This window comes from Aureimonas flava (assembly GCF_003583935.1).
Taxonomy (GTDB): domain Bacteria; phylum Pseudomonadota; class Alphaproteobacteria; order Rhizobiales; family Rhizobiaceae; genus Aureimonas; species Aureimonas flava.
In genome coordinates this window covers 317,751-334,636 of record NZ_QYRN01000006.1, presented here as the reverse complement: position 1 = coordinate 334,636, position 16,886 = coordinate 317,751, and the positions used below count along the sequence as shown (strand labels likewise).

The window sequence follows — 16,886 nt, the reverse complement described above, 5'->3', positions numbered from 1 at the left end:
CGGGCTGGCATTCGAGATGCTCGCCTACCCGTCCGACCTGCCGGCGGGGGACAGCACCGGCACCCTGCTCGGCTCGAAGGCGATGCAGGTGTTCCTCGGCAACCACGGCGCCAAGGGCCTCGTCGTCGTCGATCCGGTCGACGAACCCCACTTCCGCCACATCGAACTGCCCTTCCGGCGCATCGACTTCGCGCTCGATCCCGCGAACGCCCGCTTCGGCTACGTGCTGACCGAGGACGGAACGTTGCACCAGATCGATGTCCTCGACGGCAAGGTCGCCAGGAGCGCGCGCGTCACCGAGCCCTACTCGTTGGACGGGCACTGGAACGATCCGCGCCCGCGGATCGCGATGGCGGGCGACGAGGTCGTCATGAGCGATCCCAGGGCAGGTCTGGTCCGCCGCATCGGCAAGGACACGTTGAAGGAGGCCGGCACGATCGCGGTCGAGGGGACGCCCTACAACATCGCCGTGGTCGGCGGCAGCGGCGTCGTCCACCAGGGCGACGGCCACGACCATGCGGGCCACGCCCATTCCCACGGCGACCCGAAGATCTACGCCGGCTACTTCGAGGACAGCCAGATCCGGGACCGACCGCTCTCGGACTACGCGGGCGACTGGCAATCGGTCTACCCGTATCTCCGGGACGGGACGCTCGATCCCGTGTGGGCGCACAAGGCCGAGAAGGGCACGACGAGTGCTGCCGGCTACAAGGCCGAGTACGAGACCGGCTACCGCACCGATGTCGAGCGGATCGCGATCGAGGGCGATGTCGTCACCTTCTACGAGGACGGCAAGCCGACGAAGGGGACCTATGCCTCCGACGGCCGCGAGACTCTGACCTACAAGAAGGGGAACCGCGGCGTCCGCTTCATCTTCCGCAAGACGGACGGCGACGCCGGCGCTCCGCGGTTCATCCAGTTCAGTGACCACGGGATCGCCCCGGCGAAGGCCGACCACTACCACCTCTATTGGGGCGACGATCGGGCTTCCCTCCTGGAGGAGGTCACGAACTGGCCGACCTACTATCCCTCCTCGCTGAACCCTGCGCAGATCGTCAGCGAGATGATGGCGCACTGAAGGGGACCGCATATCGGGGTGGACGGAGGCGTCCGGCAACCTTGCCGGACGCTTGGCCGTGTCGCCATCGGCCACGCTCACGGCTCCGCCTCGCCGAGCCCGGCGCGGCCCATGATCTCCTCGAACCGCTTCTTCGCGCGGGCGGGAAGCGCCGGATCGACGAACCCTTCGGACACGGTTGCCTCGCCGACCTTCACCAGCATGACCATGCCCATGCCGAGGTGCGGCGAGCACTTGATGCCGTAGAAGCCGGGACGGTCGAGCGTCACCGCGATCTCCTCGTCGATCTGGCCCTTGAACGGCGTGGCTCCCTCCGGCGCCATCGCGTCGATCGAGGCCGCGTTATGGCTGCGGCTGCCGACGCGGAACTGGAGGGTGTCGCCAGGGGCGAGCTCGACATATTCCGGCTCGAACACCATCGAGCCGTGCTCGCCGCGGCTCAGCATGCGCACCTCGACGGTCTCGGCACTGGCGCTCGCGGCCAACGAGAACAGGGCGGCGGCGGCAAGGGGAAGCGTCTTCATGGATCCCTCCCGGTGGACGGAATGGCGGGCGGGGCGAAGCGGATGAAGGGACGCCCATCCGGGCCGATCTCGACGGCAGCCGTCACCTTGAAGACGGCGCCGATCAGCTCGGGCGTCAGCACTGCAGCCGGCGGCCCGACGGCGACGAGCCGCCCGCCCTGCATCACCGCGATCCGGTCGGCGAACAGCGCCGCGTGGTTGAGGTCGTGGAGGGCCGCGAGCACCGTGCCGCCGCGGCGGCGAACCAGCGCGAGGAGGCCGAGCTGGTGCTCGACGTCGAGGTGATTGGTCGGCTCGTCGAGAATCAGGACCTTCGGCTCCTGCGCGAGCGCGCGGGCGATGTGGAGCCGCTGCCGCTCGCCGCCCGACAGCGAATGCCAGAGCCGGTCGGCGAAGGGTGCCATGTCGACGGCCTCGAGCGCTCGGGCCACGATCCCGTCGTCACGCGCTCCCCAAGGGGACATGGCGCCGAGATGGGGCGTTCTCCCGAGTTCCACCGCCTGGCGCGCGCTGAGCCGCTCGCCCGTCTCCGCCTGCTGCTCGACCAGGGCGAGATGCCGAGCGAGATCGCGTCGGGCCATGGTGGCGACGGGCTGCCGATCCAGCGTCACCGTCCCGCCGTGGGGGCGCTTCAGACCCGCCAGCATGGCGATCAGCGTCGTCTTGCCCGATCCGTTGGGACCGACGAGCGCCATGAACTCGCCTGGCCGCGCCTCCAGCGACACGTCGTCGACGATCGCTCGCCCGCCGGCCCGAAAGGTGAGGTTCTCTGCCGCCAGCCTCATCGGGCGCCCCCGTTCGCGACCGGTCGGTGGATCAGGATGAGGGCGAAGGCAGGCGCGCCGACGAGCGCCGTCATCACGCCGATCGGCAGGACCTGACCGGGGATCACGGTCCGGGACAGGACGTCGGCGGCGATCATGAAGAGTGCCCCGATCAAGGCGGATGCCGGCAGGAGCGCGCCGTGGCGCACGCCGACCACGAGCCGGGCGGCATGGGGGATCACAAGGCCGACGAAGCCGATCGAGCCGACGATCGACACCATCACCGCCGTCATCAGCGCGGTCGCCCCGATCAGCACGGCCCGCACCCGACGCACGGGGATGCCGAGCGCGGCAGCCGAGGCCGGGCCGAAGGCGAAGGCGTCGAGCGAGCGGGCATGGAGGATACAGACGGCAAGGCCCGCGAGCGCCACGGGAACCGCCAGCCCCGCATCCGGCCAACGCACGCCCGACAGGTTGCCGAGCAGCCAGAACATGATGCCCCGCGCCTGGTCGGCGGTGGCGGACTTGGTGACCACGAACGAGGTCAGGGCGTTGAAGAGTTGGGAGCTGGCGATCCCGGCGAGGATGATCGCAGCAGGCCCCCTGCCCGCCAGGACGGCCAGACCCGACACGAGCGCGAAGGCGAGAAGCGCCCCGGCAAGCGCGCCGAGCGGCAGCGACAGGAGACCGCCGCCGAGCCCGAGGATCGCGACCGCCACCGCCCCCGACGAGGCGCCGGCCGAGATGCCGAGGAGATAGGGGTCGGCCAGCGGGTTGCGCAGGAGGGACTGGAGGACCGCCCCGGAGACGGCCAGCGCCGCGCCGCAGGCGGCCGCCACCACCGCCCGCGACAGGCGGTAGTTCCAGACGATGCCCTCGTCGATCGGGTCGAGGACGTGGCCGCCGTGCCAGAGGCGGTTGGCGATCGTCTTCACGACCGTGTCGAACGGGATGCGCGTCTCCCCCACCGCCGCCCCGAAAATCAGGGCGGCGAGGAGGAGTGCGAAGGCCGCGGAGGCGAATCCGGCGGCGCGCGCCGGGCGGGCGTCGGCACGGCTCACTTGGCGAGGCCGGCCTTCTCGAGGGCGTCGGCCAGCACTTCGATGCTGTAGACCGTGCGGATCGTCGGGTTCATCGCCTGCGCGTCCAACTCCACGACGCGCCCCTCCTTCACTGCGGGCATCAGGCTGGCGACGGGATCGGTGCGGAGGAACTCGAGCTTCACCGCGATGTCGTCGGCCGGGAAGCGGCGGCGGTCCATCTTGCCTGCGACGATCACCGTTGGGTTCGCGCGGGCGATCGTCTCCCAGCCGACCGTCGGCCACTCCTCCTGGCTGTCGATGACGTTCCGCACGCCGAGGAGGGACATGACATAGCCCGGCGCGCCGCTCTGCCCGGCGACGTAGGGATCGATGTCCACCTCGGCGGAGGAGAACCAGAACACGGCCGAAGTGCCCTCTTCGAGCCCGGCGATCTTCGCCTTGGCGGCGGCCTCGCGCGCCTTCAGGTCTCTCACCACCGCCGCGCCCCTGTCCTCGACGTCGAAGATGCGGGCGAGGTCCTCCACCTCCTGATAGACGAGGTCCATGGTGAAGCGGGCCGTGCGCGTGCCGTCGCCGCCGCCCGAGTTGTCCTTGCCCTTGCAGTCGGCGGGCGAGGTGTAGACGGGAATGCCGAGCTCTTCGAACTGCTCGGGTGTCGCGACGACGCCCTGCGGGCCGACCTGCCACTCGAACTGCGTGGTGACGAGGTCCGGCCGCTCGGCCACCACGCTCTCGAAGCTCGGATCGTTGTCGGCGAGGCGCTTCACCTTCGCGTTCGCCTCCTCGTAGCCCGGCAGAACCGGCCCGACCCAGAGCGCGGTCCCGGCGACCTTCTCCGACAGGCCGAGCAGGTAGAGGATCTCGGTGGTGGACTGGCCGATCGAGACCGCGCGCGCCGGCGCCTGCCGGAAGGTCAGCGTGCGGCCGCAGTTCTCGAGCTCCAGCGGGTACTGCGTCGGGGCGGCGAGGGCCGAGCCCGCGGAAAGGACGACGGCCAGGAGACCGAGGGCGGCCGGTCGGCGAAAGGATGTCATGGACGGGTTCCTGAAGGGGGCGGGCGCAGCTTCGCCATGCCGCGGCGTGCGGCTTGGTCGGCCCGATCGTTGGGATCGCGGCAGAGAGGTTGCGTCAGCGACGCGCGGACGCTCGCAGGCGGAAGCAGAAAGGGGGAGCATGGGCGCGAACGCGCCGAGGGTGAGCCGTCATGGGCATCCTTTCCGGGCATCCCCGCCCGAACGTCATGGACCTATCTTCGACGGCAGGTCTCCTGGCTCGCGGAGGAACGCGCCGATCATCTGCCTTCCCGCCTCGGCCCGAAGGCCCTCGCAGTGGCATGGCGCCGGGGCGACCCGGCGGCCCGCCGCACCCGTCCGAGGACCAGCGCGGGGATGATCGGCATCCGCTTACAGTTGCGGGGGCAGCCACGGTTTCGGCCCCGATTGGGTCGTCCTCACCGTGTTCCCTTTTAATTCCCCGGACTCGTCGCCGCGGGGAAACCGTCGCAGCCTGCTTACGCGGCGATCCCCTGCGGCGTCAACGACGGGCGCAGCCGTAGGTGGTCGGCACGGGTCCGCAAGCGCGACGCCGCCGTTGCCGTCACGCCGTCGTGATGGCAATGATGCGTCACGCGAATGGTGCGCGGCCCGGACGGAGGTTGGGAACGCGACGTCGGCGCCGAACCGACACCGCCACCGGGGACCTGCCGTCCACGCGATCGATTCCCTCGGGACGACCCGTCCCCCAAAGGAGCCCACCATGCGCAGAGCGTTTCCCCTTGCCCTTGCGGCCGCCCTCCTTCCGACCGTCGCCTTCGCCCATACCGGGGTCGGCGACACGGCCGGCTTCCTTCACGGGTTCGCGCATCCCATCGGCGGTCTCGACCACATCCTGGCGATGGTCGCGGTCGGCGTCTTCGCCTACGTCCTCGGCGGCCGCGCCCTGTGGCTCGTCCCGGCGGCCTTCGTCGGCATGATGGTGGTCGGCTTCGCGCTCGGCATCGCCGAGGTCGAGGTGCCGTTGGTCGAACTCGGCATCGCGCTCTCCAGCGTCGTGATCGGCGCCGCCGCCGCCCTCGGACGGCCGATGCCCGTCGGCGTCGCCATGGCGCTGGTCGGCGTGTTCGCCGTCTTCCACGGCCACGCGCACGGTGCCGAGATGCCCGAGACGGCCGGCGGCCTGACCTACGCGGCCGGGTTCATCGCGGCGACCGCGCTCCTGCATGCCGCAGGCATCGCGATGGCGTTCGGGGCCGCCTCGCTGATCGGCCGCACCGGTCGGCCCGTCGCCCGTGCCGCGGGCGCCGTGTTCGCGCTGGGCGGCGTCGGCGTGCTCGCGGGCTGGCTCTAGTCCGGGTTCGTTCCGCGGGGAGGCCGACGGGGCTGCGTGCGGAGGGCTCGGCGAGAGGTTCGGTCGTCCGACCGTGGTGCTGTTGCGCCAGCCTCCCGTCGAAAGCGGCATCGCCGGCATCGACGCCTGCAAGCGCCGGGGGGCGCCCGCCCTTCCTCGGCGCTCCTGTCCTGCTCGAACGTCGACCGCCTCATCCGCGGTCACGTTCATCGCTGCGTCACGGCCCGCCTTGCAGGGACGATGCTGGCGACGGCGCCCGGCACGACGACCGCGATCGCGCTCCGTCTCGCCCCGGACGCCGAGCCCGCCTCGTTCGCCGAGCCGCCGATGTTCCTCGTCCACCACTGGCGCCAGCGGACGGGCATGATCACCCATCACGCGCAAGTCGGTGACTGTCCCGGGCCCATGCCGTTTTCTTACGGCGGACCGTCCTAGCGGCCCCGCTGGAGGCTCAGCGCCATACCTGAAGGCGGCCCGCGACGCCGTCTCACGCCCGGACGATCCGGCCCGCCGGCCGTTCCATGATCAGGCGCCCCCTTCTCCAGGAGGCAATCGGTGCAGCGATCTCCCGCACGGCAGCGGCAGGGCTTGCAGCGTCGAGCAGGACGAAGTCGGCCGGGGCGCCGATCCGCAGGTCATGGGTTCGTCCCATCAGCCGTGCCGCATCCGCGGAAACCATCGCGAAGACCGCTTCCATCTCCTCGTCGCTGGCGAGTTGCGCCACGTTGGCATAAAGGTTCGCCATGCGGCTCAGCGAGGCGTCGCCGAACGGCGTGAACGGGTTCAGGACGTTGTTCGTGGCAATCGTCGCGGTGACGCCCATCCGGCGCAGGAGGTGGGCGGGTGCCAGCCCTCGCGGCACGAGGCGTCCGGCGTCGCGGCCGGTGAGGAACAGATCGGTCGCAGGCAGGACGGTCACGGCTATGCCGGCCGCCGCCAGTCGCCGCGCCACCGCTTCCACCGCCGCCGGCTCCATCGCCGAGAGCTTCGTCGCATGGCCGACCGAAACGCGACCGCCGAAGCGGCGCCGCTCCGTTTCCGCGACGATGAGGGGCAGCGCGGACCCTTCGGGATCGAGATCGAAATCGGCGTGGAAGTCGACCGGCGTGCCGAAGCGTTCCGCAAGGTCGAAGATGCGCCGGACATGCCCAGCGGGATCCGGATCGGTATAGGGGCAGCCGCCGACGAGATCGGCGCCGGCGGCGAGCGCCTGCGCCAGCAGTCGCTCCGTCTCCGGCTCCTGCGTCAGCCCTTCCTGCGCGAAGGCGCAGATCTCGATGTCGATCGCGAAGGCGTAGTCGAGCTTGATGCGCCGGATCGCGGCCAGCGAACGAAGGCCGGCGCGCGGGTCGACTTCGACGAACGTGCGCATGAGCATCGTCCCGTGCAGGATCGCCCGCTCCACCAGACGTGCGGCGCGGGCGTACACATCCGCCTCGGTGAAGGCCGCCTTCGCTCGTGCCGTTTCGCGGACGGCCTCCGCCAGCGTGCCCTCGCTGATGGCGCACCGGTCGAGGATGCAGGCTTTGTCGAGGTGGATATGGCAGTCGACGAACCCTGGAAACGCCAGCCGTCCCGCCGCGTCGCGTTCGGGCGCGGCGGCCACGAGGCCTGGGGCCATCGCCGCGATCCGCCCGTTCTCGACGCCGATATCCACGAGGTCGCCGCCCGTCGCGAGGCGGGCGTTGCGCAGCACGAAATCCATGCGGTTTACGTCTCCATGGTCAGACCGAGCGCGCAGCCGTCGCTGCGCGGATCGTGCGCGCCGGTGACGTAGCCCGCGTCGTCCACCGCGATCACCCCGGCTTGCCCTGCCAGCGGACTGAGATCGACCAGCGCGGACACTTCGTGGCCGCGCCGCGCGAGTTCCGCAAAGGTCGTCTCGCCGGCGGACGCCTCCAGCTTGAGAGCGTCGCGCGCGTCGGAGAAGGTGCGCCCGAGCAGGAAGCGCGGCGCAGCCAGCGCGGCTTGCGGATCGAGGCCGCGTTCGATCAGCCGGGCGAGCAGGACGGCAAGCGTCTGCGGCTGGCCGTCCGCGCCCTGCGTGCCGTAGACGAGCGCAGGCGCGCCGGCCCGCAGCGCGATGCCGGGGTTCAGGGTGTAGAACGGCCTTTTGCCGGGTTGCAGGCGGTTGGGGCCGGCGGCGCTGCGATCGAAGGCGGCCCCGCGGTTCTGCCAGAGGATCCCGGTGTCGCCGACGACGACGCCGCTTCCCCAGTCGTAGTAGAGGCTCTGAAGCAGCGCGACCGAGCGGCCCTTGCCGTCCACGACACCGATGAAGGCGGTATCGCCGGTGCGAACGACATGCGGCCAGGGCAGCGCCCGTTCAGCGTCGATGGCGGCCGCCTTCGCGCCGAGGCGTTCGGGGTCGAGCATGCGCTCCAGCGGCACCGCGGCGAAGTCCGGATCGGCGATCGCGCCACGGTCGAGAAAGGCCTGCTTCACCGCCTCGACGAGCACGTGCAGGAAGTCCGCACCGCGGTCGTCGACGGCAGCCAGCGGCGGCAGCCGGTCGAGAATGCCCATGATCGCCAGCGTCGTCGCCCCCTGCGTCGGTGGCGGCGGCGCCAGAAGTTCGACGCCGCGATACGCCATGCGAAGCGGCGTCGTCTCGCGTGTCCGCGTCGCCGCCAAGTCGGCGGCGCGAAGCGGCGAGCCAGCCTCCTCGAGCCCTCGGGCGATGCGCGCACAGAGCTCTCCCTCGTAGAACTCCCGCGCCCCCCTCAGGGCCACGGCGCGAAGGCTTGCGGCGATGCCCGGCTGGCAAAATGGGCGGGCATCCTTCCCGATGGCGAACAGCGCGTCGAAGCGCGGCCAGCCGCTTCGCTCGGAAGCACGGAAATCGAGCCAGAAGCGCTGCGAGCCGGACATCGGGAAACCGCCTTCGGCCAATTCGATCGCGTCCGCCAGCAGAGCGTCGAGCCCTCCAGACCCGCCCCAAACCCGACGGGACCAGTCGAGCGCCGTATCCCACGAATCCACGAGGCCGGCGCTCGTCAGCGCCGACAGGGGACCGCGCGTCGGGATCGGGTCGGCGTCCGGCAATTGCGCCGCGGCCTGCCCGATACCAAGCAGGCATGCCGCGTGACCCGCCCGGTCGGCGAGCATCCACACGCCGTCGCCACCGAGCCCGCAGAAATGCGGATAGGCGACGGCGAGCGCCGCACTGGCCGCAACGGCTGCCTCGATGGCGTTGCCGCCCCTCGCCAGGACGCGCAGGCCCGCTTCGCTCGCCAGTCGATGCGGCGTGGTCACCATCGCCCGGAATGGCGGAGATGCCGGCATGGGGGTTGCGGAAAGGTTCTCGGGCACGCTCACGACCTGCATGTCGACGGATACTCCATGCCACGTCCTTTCCCGTCTTCGAGGCGTGCGGGGCGGCCCAAGTTCGGTCTCCCGCCCGTCCGAACGCCCTGGCCATGCTCGTGATGGCCGCTTGCGGAAGTCCGGCATCGCCAAACGCTGCCGTTCCGCGAGCGCATGGTCGCGCATCGGACGAGGAATGTCTGCATGGGCAACAGTTCCCGTTTGCGGCTGCGCACGCCGCACGTGGTCGCCTCTACGCCTGAAACCCCAGCCAGGACCCGCGGACCGAGGCGGCGTCCGGGGCGTACGAATGCGTCCGAGATCATGCCGATGCGGCGTCGCGGTCGTACTGCGCCTGTTGCCGCTCGATCTCCTCCATATGCTCGAGTGTCCAGGCGTAGAGGGCGCCGAACGGGCCCTGGAGGGATCGGCCGAGCGCGGTGAGGGAATATTCCACGCCGGGCGGAGACGTCGACAGGATGCGGCGGGCGACCATCCCGTTGCGCTCCAGCTTGCGCAGGGTCTGGGTCAGCACCCTCTGCGTGATGCCGTCGAGCCGCCGCTTGATCGCGTTGAACCGGCGAGGCTCGGTCAGGACCTGCATCACCATCATCGACCATTTGTCGGCGATCTGGTCGAGGATCGCGCGGCTCGGGCAGTCGGCCCTGTAGACGGGGTCGTCGTTCATCTCGGTATCCTCGCGCATCCCAGGTATCAAACATATGCGTAATTGACACCTAGTATTCAATGAATACCTATCCCGGCATCCCCAGCCGAGGAGCTTTCCATGCCTGCCGAATCCCAGACGATCCGTGTCCGCAAGGATGGCGGGGTTGCCCGCGTCACGCTCGACAACCCGCCGGTGAACGTCATGTCCGTCTCGCTCATGACGGAGCTCCTCGCGTTCCTGGAGGAGGCACGGGCGGACGAGGGGCTGAAGGTCATCGTCTTCGAGAGCGCGAATCCCGATTTCTTCGTCGCCCATGTCGACATGACGTTGATCGACGCCCCGGATGCCTTCGACGCGTTGGCGGCGGATGCGCCCGAAGGCCTGAACGTCTTCCAAGCCTTTGCCGAGACCCTGCGTCGTCAGCCGCAGGTGACGATCGTCAAGCTCCGCGGGATCGCTCGCGGCGGCGGGGCCGAGTTCGTCGTCGCCGCGGACATGTGCTTCGCCGCGACGGATCGGGGCGCCCTCGGTCAGATCGAGGCGCTGATGGGCATCATCCCGGGCGGCGGGGCGACGCAATACCTCGCGGACCGCATACCCCGCAATCGAGCCCTCGAGATCGTGCTCGGCGCCGATCTGGTCGACGCCGAGACGGCGGCGGCCTGGGGTTGGATCAACCGTGCCCTGCCGGACGAGGCCCTGGACGGGTTCGTGGAGCGGATCGCCCGCAACATCGCGGGTCTGCCCGAGGGCGTCGTCGCGGCGGCCAAGGCGGCATTCCCGCCCACCGACCTGCGGCCCGGACTGGCGGTCGAGAACCGCGAATGGGCGGCTCTCTTCGCGCGGCCGGCGGCGAGCGACCTCATCCGTAGCGGACTGAGGGCCGGGGCGCAGACGCCCGAGGGAGAGAGAAACCTCGAAGCTCTCCTCCGGCAGATCGCGAGCATTTCAGGCTGACGGAGAAAGGGCGTCCCTTCGTGCGCTTCGTCGCCGCCTTGGCCGAGCGCTTTTGCTCGGAAACGGAACAGACCTCCAGCGAAGCGGTCGGAGCGAGCACCGACGACGATCCACGGCCTGCCGCACGACGCGCGCGTCCCCCCGCGGGCCTCCGCACGCGAGGAGGGCCGCGGGGTCAGTCCGGTTGTCCGGACGTCCCCAACATCCGGTCGAAGGCGCGTGCGACGTTCTCGAGCGTGTACGGCTTCTGGATGATCTGGCGGTCCCCGTGCTCCGACGGAAGACGCGCCTGTTCGCCGTATCCGGTCGCGAACAGGAAGGGGATGCCGAGTTCGAGCAGACGATCCGCGATCGGGAGACTGGTGCGGTCGCCGAGGTTGATGTCGAGCATGGCGACCGTCGGCCGATGGGCGTCGATGCTGTCGAGAGCGGCCTCGACGCTCGCCATGGGCGTCACCGAAGCGGCTCCGAGGCGCGACAGGATATCCTCGGCGTCGAGCGCGATGATGAGGCTGTCCTCCACCAGAAGGACATGGTGCCCGGCGAGCATCTTCGGGGGCGGTGCTGCCGGATGCCCCTTTGAGGGGCGCGGAAACTTGATCGCCGGGCCAGCGAACGACCGTGCCTCGGCGACGTGGCGCGCCGGGATGCGAAACGTCGCGACGATGCCCTCCGGCCTGTACTCGATGGTCGACCGCCCTCCGAGATCGTAGGGGACGGACCGGTCGATGATGGTGGACCCGAAACCCCGCCGGGTCGGCTGGCGGACTTCGGGACCGCCGCTCTCGACCCAGCGCAGCAGAAGGTCGCCGCCGATCTCGCGCTCCCAGGTGAAGCGGACCTTGCCGGTGGTCGAGAGGCTGCCGTACTTCGTCGAGTTGGTCACCAGCTCGTGGAGCACCAGCGCCATCGTCGAATAGGCCTGCGGGTTCAGGAGGATGGGCTCGCCCTGCGAGACGACGCGCTCGTGCTCGTCGACGAAGGCGCGCGCCTCCGCGTCCACCAGCGCCTGCAGCGGCGCGGGCCCCCAATGGTCGTCCGTGATCTGGTTGTGGGCGCGCGCGAGCGCATGGACGCGCCCGTCGACCACCCGGATGAACTCGGCCGCCGCCGGATCGTCGGGCTGCGACTGCCGGATCAGGCCACGGATCACGCCGAGGATGTTGCGGACGCGGTGGTTGAGCTCGGCGATCAGCAGTTCCTGCCGGGCGCTGGCCCGCTGGCGCTCGATCGAGGCCTCGTCGGCGAGGCGGAGCACGACCTCGATCAGCGTCGCGCGCAGCGTTTCGGCCACCCGCAGCTCCGGCTCGGTGAACGGCTTCGAACGCCCTTGGACGAGTTCCTTCCACTCCGCGAAACTCTCCCGAGGCGAGAGACGGGGACCGTTGGGACCGTATTCGACCGGCTTGTGGGGATCGCCTCCCCAACGCACGGAACGGACCAGTTCGCTTCGGAACAGAATCACGTAGTCGCGCGGCGCGCGGGAGATCGGGATGGCGAGCATGCCCGCCGCCTCCGACACGAACGTATCGGCGCCCTCCACGATCGCGCCGATGCGGTCGGTCGCGTACACGCGGCCGGACGCGGTGCCGTTGAGGGCGCGCACGATCCGGCGGAAGTCCTCCGGGCCGGGCGTCGTCCCGGAGGAGGCATGCTTGCCGTTGATCCAGACACCGACACCGTCGGCCTTGATCACGCTGGTCAGGATGTCGCCGAGCCAGTCCGGATCCCGCAGGAGCGTTTCGTCGGTCGCGACCGCGCTCAGAAGCTGGTCCGAAACATCGCGTGCCCGACGCTCGTACTCGACGAGCGCGAGACCCTCACGGCTTTCCAGCCGCATGGAGAACATCTGGGCGAAGAGTTCGGCCACGGACCGGCTCGAGACCGCCGGCCATTTGGGCGCGTAGTGATGGCAGGCGAACAGCCCCCAGAGCTTGCCGCCGACGATGATCGAGATCGACAAGGAGGCATCGACGCCCATGTTGCGCAGATACTCGAGGTGGATCGGCGAGACCGAGCGCAGGACCGAAAGCGAGAGGTCGAGCGGCTGGCCCCGCTCGTCGAGGCGCGGAACGATCGGCACAGTGTCGCCGCGCACGTTGGAGATGATGCGCAGGAGGTTCCGCTTGTAGAGGTCGCGTGCCTGGGCCGGGATGTCGGTTGCGGGGTAGCGCAGACCCATGAACTTGCCGATGCCGGCGCGGCAGCTCTCGGCGACCACCTCCCCCGAGCCGTCGCCAGAAAAGCGGTAGACCATGACACGATCGTAGCCGAGGAGCGCCCGGACCTGGCGCGCCCCCTCGCGGAAGAACGCGCTCATGTCCTCGCACTGGTCGAGGCGCGAGATCATCGAGCGCACCGTGCCGCCGATGTCGCCCGTCTCGTTGGCGGAAGGCTCGGCCTCCAGGACCAGTTGCCCGACGCTGACATGCAGCGCGACGTCGAACGGGTCGCCGCCTTCCACGAGCACGCAGCGCGCCATCCGCTCGACGGCGTTCGGCCCGCGCAGCACGGCCATCCGGTTTCTCAAGGCATGGACGGTGTCTCCGGGGACGAAATCCATGAACGGGCGACCGAGCATCGCGTCGGGCGCCAGCCCGAGAAACCGTTCGACATTCGCGGAGACACGCGCCACCATCCAGTCGGACGTCAGGGCCAGAAGGAAGCCCACCGGCTGGATCGAGCCGGGGACATGGATCGGCTCGCGGTCGCAGTTGCTGAGGTCGACGGTATCGGTCAGTTCGGACAAGGCGGGCCGGCTCTCGTTCTCGCTCGCACCGCGGACTGGCCGGGGCGCATGTTACGCAATGGTCGTCATTCCGAGGCGACGTTCCCGGCCATGCCGTCCCGATCTCCCTTGCATGCCGACGGAACTCGCGCGCCGACCCATGGGGACAGTCAGCATCCTTCCACGAGAAGACGACGCCATTCGTTCGTCGACGTTCGCAAGGACGTAGGAACCTGCCGTTCTCGCCTTGTGTTCACGGGTAACATAGCGCGGAGGGAACGTCTGAACACTTGTGCACATTAGAGCCCCGCAGCCGCGGCCGCAAAGGAGAATGGGAGGAGAGGCTTGGTTCCGACCGCCGACGATTTCGCCAGCAACCTTCTGCTGGGTACGCTCAACGACGACGACCGCAGGCGCCTCGCCCCGAACATGAAGGTGCTGGAGCTGAATGCCCATGACATCCTCCAGCAGGCCGGAGAGGACGTCGTCCACACCTGGTTCCCATGCGGCGGTGCCATGGCCGCCTTCTGCATCGGGATGAACGACGGCCATACCACCGTGGAGGTCGCCCTCGTCGGTTCCGAAGGCGCTGTCGGCGGCATCGTCTCAAACGGCCAAGTCCCCGCCTACGCCACGGCGCGCGTGCGCCACGGCGGTCGGTTCCTGCGCATCAAGACGACGGCGCTGGAACAGGCAAAGCTCGATTCCCTCGCCTTGCGCCACTGGTTCTCGCGTTACTCCGACTGCCTGCTTGCCCAGGTGTTCCAGACCTCCGCCTGCAACGCCACGCACACCATCGCCCAGCGAACCGCGAAGTGGCTGCTCGCGGCGATGAGCCGGACGCAGACCCACGAGTTGCGCATGACGCACGAGCAGTTGGCCGACGTGCTGGGCGTCGGACGGACCTTCGTCACAAGGGTCATCAAGCGCCTACGCGACGACGGGACGATCGAGACCCGCCGGGGCCTCTTCATCGTCAGGAACGAGGACGTCCTGCGTCAGACGGCGTGCGGCTGCACCACGGCGATCGAAGAGCATTTCGACACCGTGATGCACGGGGTCTATCCCCTTGACTGATGCCGCGTGCGTCAAAACGGGACGGATCCGACGCGGGCTTCGTGCGTGGCCGGCACGGCGGTTTGGACGTGCCGCGCGTGGAGACCGGCCGAGATGCGGCGATCAACGCCGGGAACCGTGCGCCCGCCTGTCGGGAGCGCGTCTGTCCGGGCAGGCCATGCGGACGACCGGCAACCGCCACGAACGGAAGCCCCTCGCCGCCAGGCGCATTCGCATCCGACGCCCTGCGCGATGGGGCTTTCATGACCCTGGGAAGGGCTGCTCGCATCGGGACGGAGCGACGGCGCGCTCCTTGCTCCCGCACTGTTTCCGGCCCGTCGCGGTGGTGGGGGCAGACGTACTGGCCGCCGCCGAACGGGTCGGCCGGGATGACGAAGCGCCCCCGGCAATTGCGGAACGTCAAACTGCCGAACGTCAGCCGTGCATCGCGCGCGACGATGTCGGACGCGCCGAAACCGACGACATCGACCGAGCCCGCGCGGCCGAACGATTGCGCGCCCATTCCGGGCTGGTCATCGTTTCGGCAGCAGTTCGCCCGACAGCCAGTCCAAATGCTCCTGGATACGACGATCGTCGCGTTGGCAGTAGGACCACTTGAGATGTCGCCGCACGGTGACGAACTTCGCCTGCCTCAGGATGTGGAGATGGCGGCTGGCCGTCGGCTGGGCGACACCCAGCGCCTCGGCGATGAGGGTCATGCACACGCCGACCTCGACCGGATCGGCCGACCGCTGATGCGCGAAATGCGTCTTCGGGTCGGCCAGGACCCGAAGTATCGCAAGCCGCGCCTCGCTCGCCAGCGCCTTGATCTGGGTTTCCCTGTCTTCGCTGCTTGTCATATGCTCATATAGCCAAGTGACAATGTGAACGAGGCAATGCTGGAACTCCCGAACACGTCGATCATCCATGGGAATGCCGTCCGCTGGGGCCGGATCGGCGACGGGCCGCCCTTGGTCGCCATTCACGGCACCCCCTTCTCCTCGCAGGTCTGGCGGCGGATCGCACCGATGCTCGCCGCCCATCGAACCGTCTACTACTTCGATCTGATCGGCTACGGACAATCCGAGATGCGGGAGGGGCAGGACGTCTCGCTGGCGGTGCAGAACAAGGCGTTGGCGGCCCTGCTCCGCGAATGGAACCTCGAACGCCCAGACATCCTCGCGCACGACTTCGGCGGCGCCACGGCCTTGCGGGCCTACTATCTCGACGGCCTGCGATACGCCTCGCTGACGATCTTCGACGCCGTCGCGCTCGCGCCCTGGGGCTCCCCCCTCGTGCAGCATGCGCGCCAACACGAGGCGGCTTTCGCCGGCATGCCGGACTATCTGCACGGAGCGATCCTCAGGGCCTATCTCCAGACGGCAGCACACGAGCCGTTGTCGGAAGAGGCACTGCACATCTACACCACGCCATGGCTGGGGCCGGTCGGCCAACCAGCCTTCTACCGCCAGATCGCGCAGATGGACCAGCGGTTCACCGACGAGGTGGAAGGGCTCTATGGGCGTATGGACTGCCCCGTCACGGTTCTCTGGGGGCAGCGGGACGAATGGATCCCGCCTGCGAAGGGAGAAGCGTTGGCAAACCGGATATCCGGAAAGCCCTGCATTCAGATCCCGAACGCCGGGCACCTCGTCCAGGAGGACCGACCGGAGGCGATCGTGGCCGCCGTGCTGAACCAGATCGCGAACTGCTGACGGAAGCGACGGGGCGACGGGGCGACGACCGATCGCGTCATCTGTCCGGCCCGACGACCGGTCTCCAGCCAAGGTGCCCGATCGGCCATGGGGGAGCGAAGACGCCGATCTCCGCCGAGCAGCCTTCGATCCGGGCCGGTTTCATCAATTCCCGACGACGCACCCAGCGGCTCGCGTCTTGTCTGTCGCGACGATGGTTTCCCGGTTCGTCCCACAGAGGCCGTGACGCCGGCCTGTTCGGGCTGGCGTCGGCCGTCCACCTCGTGCTCGATCGCCGGATCGAGGACGGATGGTGGCCGATCGCCCGGGTCGTCCGGATACCCGGACTCGACACTTGCCGCCGAGCCGCCATTCCGTCCGCGTAGCCCAAACCCGCTCGCCACCCCGCGCTGCGATGACCGCACTCGAGCCGAGCACTTCTTGCAGGGCTGAATGCACACCGTTCATTTGGTTCCAGCGAAGAGCAGGCGGTCGCCGCTTCTGCCGTCCACGAATCCGCAACGTCGATGGGCGGTGCGTCTCGCACGAGGACGCGAGCGGCTTCGTGAGGGCTTCGACATCTAACCATCCCGCGCGATCGCTTCGGCTGGATGCTCGACCTTCGCGTCGTCGAGGCGCACGCGCTCAGCGCGTCAACGATGGCTGCACCCGGGGATCACACGCTAACGCTTGAACATATGTTTTTCTAGTTGACATAAA

Annotated in this window: 14 protein-coding genes and 1 riboswitch; of the genes, 5 read left to right on the top strand and 9 right to left on the bottom strand. The window is 69.2% G+C overall.

Annotation, left to right across the window (positions count from 1 at the left end; genetic code table 11):
• The first annotated feature begins 463 nt into the window (after positions 1 to 463).
• Positions 464 to 1,078: a ZinT family metal-binding protein gene (locus D3218_RS20330; protein ID WP_425359310.1), complete on the top strand. Its 615-nt coding sequence runs from the start codon at positions 464 to 466 to the stop codon at positions 1,076 to 1,078.
• Between the two features lie 77 nt (positions 1,079 to 1,155).
• On the opposite strand, the gene D3218_RS13415 is transcribed toward D3218_RS20330, so the two are convergent.
• From D3218_RS13415 to D3218_RS13400, 4 genes are read right to left on the bottom strand one after another with little or no spacing between them, the layout of a single operon-like run.
• On the bottom strand, positions 1,156 to 1,602 hold the full coding sequence (locus D3218_RS13415) for a pseudoazurin (RefSeq protein ID WP_119540583.1): 447 nt from the start codon (positions 1,600 to 1,602) through the stop codon (positions 1,156 to 1,158).
• Positions 1,599 to 2,387: an ABC transporter ATP-binding protein gene (locus D3218_RS13410; RefSeq protein WP_119540582.1), complete on the bottom strand. Its 789-nt coding sequence runs from the start codon at positions 2,385 to 2,387 to the stop codon at positions 1,599 to 1,601. The genes D3218_RS13415 and D3218_RS13410 overlap by 4 nt, the downstream gene beginning before the upstream one ends.
• The gene (locus tag D3218_RS13405; protein WP_119540581.1) at positions 2,384 to 3,427 is read right to left on the bottom strand and encodes a FecCD family ABC transporter permease; all 1,044 of its coding nucleotides are present in this window, start codon (positions 3,425 to 3,427) and stop codon (positions 2,384 to 2,386) included. The genes D3218_RS13410 and D3218_RS13405 overlap by 4 nt, the downstream gene beginning before the upstream one ends.
• Positions 3,424 to 4,443 (bottom strand): ABC transporter substrate-binding protein, encoded by a 1,020-nt coding sequence (locus D3218_RS13400; RefSeq protein ID WP_119540580.1) that lies wholly within the window; start codon positions 4,441 to 4,443, stop codon positions 3,424 to 3,426. Before D3218_RS13400 ends, D3218_RS13405 begins: the two co-directional genes overlap by 4 nt.
• A 206-nt stretch (positions 4,444 to 4,649) precedes the next feature.
• Positions 4,650 to 4,925, bottom strand: a riboswitch (cobalamin riboswitch).
• A gap of 239 nt (positions 4,926 to 5,164) precedes the next feature.
• On the opposite strand from D3218_RS13400, the gene D3218_RS13395 reads away from it, so the two are divergent.
• A complete protein-coding gene (locus D3218_RS13395; protein ID WP_119540579.1) occupies positions 5,165 to 5,755 on the top strand; it encodes a HupE/UreJ family protein in 591 nt (196 codons plus the stop codon).
• A 487-nt stretch (positions 5,756 to 6,242) separates the two neighbouring features.
• On the opposite strand, the gene D3218_RS13385 is transcribed toward D3218_RS13395, so the two are convergent.
• The 3 genes from D3218_RS13385 to D3218_RS13375 all read right to left on the bottom strand — a co-directional run bounded on the left by D3218_RS13385 (position 6,243) and on the right by D3218_RS13375 (position 9,749).
• Entirely contained in the window at positions 6,243 to 7,460 is a 1,218-nt protein-coding gene (locus tag D3218_RS13385; RefSeq protein WP_119540577.1) for an amidohydrolase family protein, read from the bottom strand.
• A gap of 5 nt (positions 7,461 to 7,465) precedes the next feature.
• Positions 7,466 to 9,013, bottom strand: coding sequence for a gamma-glutamyltransferase family protein (locus D3218_RS13380; protein ID WP_119540632.1), 1,548 nt, complete (start codon positions 9,011 to 9,013; stop codon positions 7,466 to 7,468).
• A 370-nt stretch (positions 9,014 to 9,383) separates the two neighbouring features.
• On the bottom strand, positions 9,384 to 9,749 hold the full coding sequence (locus D3218_RS13375; protein WP_119540631.1) for a winged helix-turn-helix transcriptional regulator: 366 nt from the start codon (positions 9,747 to 9,749) through the stop codon (positions 9,384 to 9,386).
• A 99-nt stretch (positions 9,750 to 9,848) separates the two neighbouring features.
• Here D3218_RS13375 and D3218_RS13370 point away from each other — a divergent pair, with 99 nt between their 5' ends.
• On the top strand, positions 9,849 to 10,688 hold the full coding sequence (locus tag D3218_RS13370; protein WP_119540576.1) for an enoyl-CoA hydratase/isomerase family protein: 840 nt from the start codon (positions 9,849 to 9,851) through the stop codon (positions 10,686 to 10,688).
• Between the two features lie 175 nt (positions 10,689 to 10,863).
• On the opposite strand, the gene D3218_RS13365 is transcribed toward D3218_RS13370, so the two are convergent.
• Positions 10,864 to 13,437 (bottom strand): HWE histidine kinase domain-containing protein, encoded by a 2,574-nt coding sequence (locus D3218_RS13365; RefSeq protein WP_119540575.1) that lies wholly within the window; start codon positions 13,435 to 13,437, stop codon positions 10,864 to 10,866.
• 324 nt (positions 13,438 to 13,761) lie between these two features.
• On the opposite strand from D3218_RS13365, the gene D3218_RS13360 reads away from it, so the two are divergent.
• A complete protein-coding gene (locus tag D3218_RS13360) occupies positions 13,762 to 14,493 on the top strand; it encodes a Crp/Fnr family transcriptional regulator (RefSeq protein ID WP_119540574.1) in 732 nt (243 codons plus the stop codon).
• Between the two features lie 512 nt (positions 14,494 to 15,005).
• Here the strand turns inward: D3218_RS13360 and D3218_RS13355 are convergent.
• The gene (locus D3218_RS13355; RefSeq protein ID WP_119540573.1) at positions 15,006 to 15,332 is read right to left on the bottom strand and encodes an ArsR/SmtB family transcription factor; all 327 of its coding nucleotides are present in this window, start codon (positions 15,330 to 15,332) and stop codon (positions 15,006 to 15,008) included.
• A gap of 36 nt (positions 15,333 to 15,368) precedes the next feature.
• On the opposite strand from D3218_RS13355, the gene D3218_RS13350 reads away from it, so the two are divergent.
• On the top strand, positions 15,369 to 16,187 hold the full coding sequence (locus tag D3218_RS13350) for an alpha/beta fold hydrolase (protein ID WP_119540572.1): 819 nt from the start codon (positions 15,369 to 15,371) through the stop codon (positions 16,185 to 16,187).
• The last annotated feature ends 699 nt before the right edge of the window (positions 16,188 to 16,886 follow it).

Bases quoted from the DNA above. Each gene is read 5' to 3' on its own strand.
- D3218_RS13400 (WP_119540580.1), bottom strand. From the start codon at position 4,443: ATGACATCCTTTCGCCGACCGGCCGCCCTCGGTCTCCTGGCCGTCGTC.
- D3218_RS13370 (WP_119540576.1), top strand. From the start codon at position 9,849: ATGCCTGCCGAATCCCAGACGATCCGTGTCCGCAAGGATGGCGGGGTT.
- D3218_RS13395 (WP_119540579.1), top strand. From the start codon at position 5,165: ATGCGCAGAGCGTTTCCCCTTGCCCTTGCGGCCGCCCTCCTTCCGACC.
- D3218_RS13415 (WP_119540583.1), bottom strand. From the start codon at position 1,602: ATGAAGACGCTTCCCCTTGCCGCCGCCGCCCTGTTCTCGTTGGCCGCG.
- D3218_RS13385 (WP_119540577.1), bottom strand. From the start codon at position 7,460: ATGGATTTCGTGCTGCGCAACGCCCGCCTCGCGACGGGCGGCGACCTC.
- D3218_RS13350 (WP_119540572.1), top strand. From the start codon at position 15,369: ATGCTGGAACTCCCGAACACGTCGATCATCCATGGGAATGCCGTCCGC.
- D3218_RS13355 (WP_119540573.1), bottom strand. From the start codon at position 15,332: ATGACAAGCAGCGAAGACAGGGAAACCCAGATCAAGGCGCTGGCGAGC.
- D3218_RS13380 (WP_119540632.1), bottom strand. From the start codon at position 9,013: ATGGTGACCACGCCGCATCGACTGGCGAGCGAAGCGGGCCTGCGCGTC.
- D3218_RS13410 (WP_119540582.1), bottom strand. From the start codon at position 2,387: ATGAGGCTGGCGGCAGAGAACCTCACCTTTCGGGCCGGCGGGCGAGCG.
- D3218_RS13375 (WP_119540631.1), bottom strand. From the start codon at position 9,749: ATGAACGACGACCCCGTCTACAGGGCCGACTGCCCGAGCCGCGCGATC.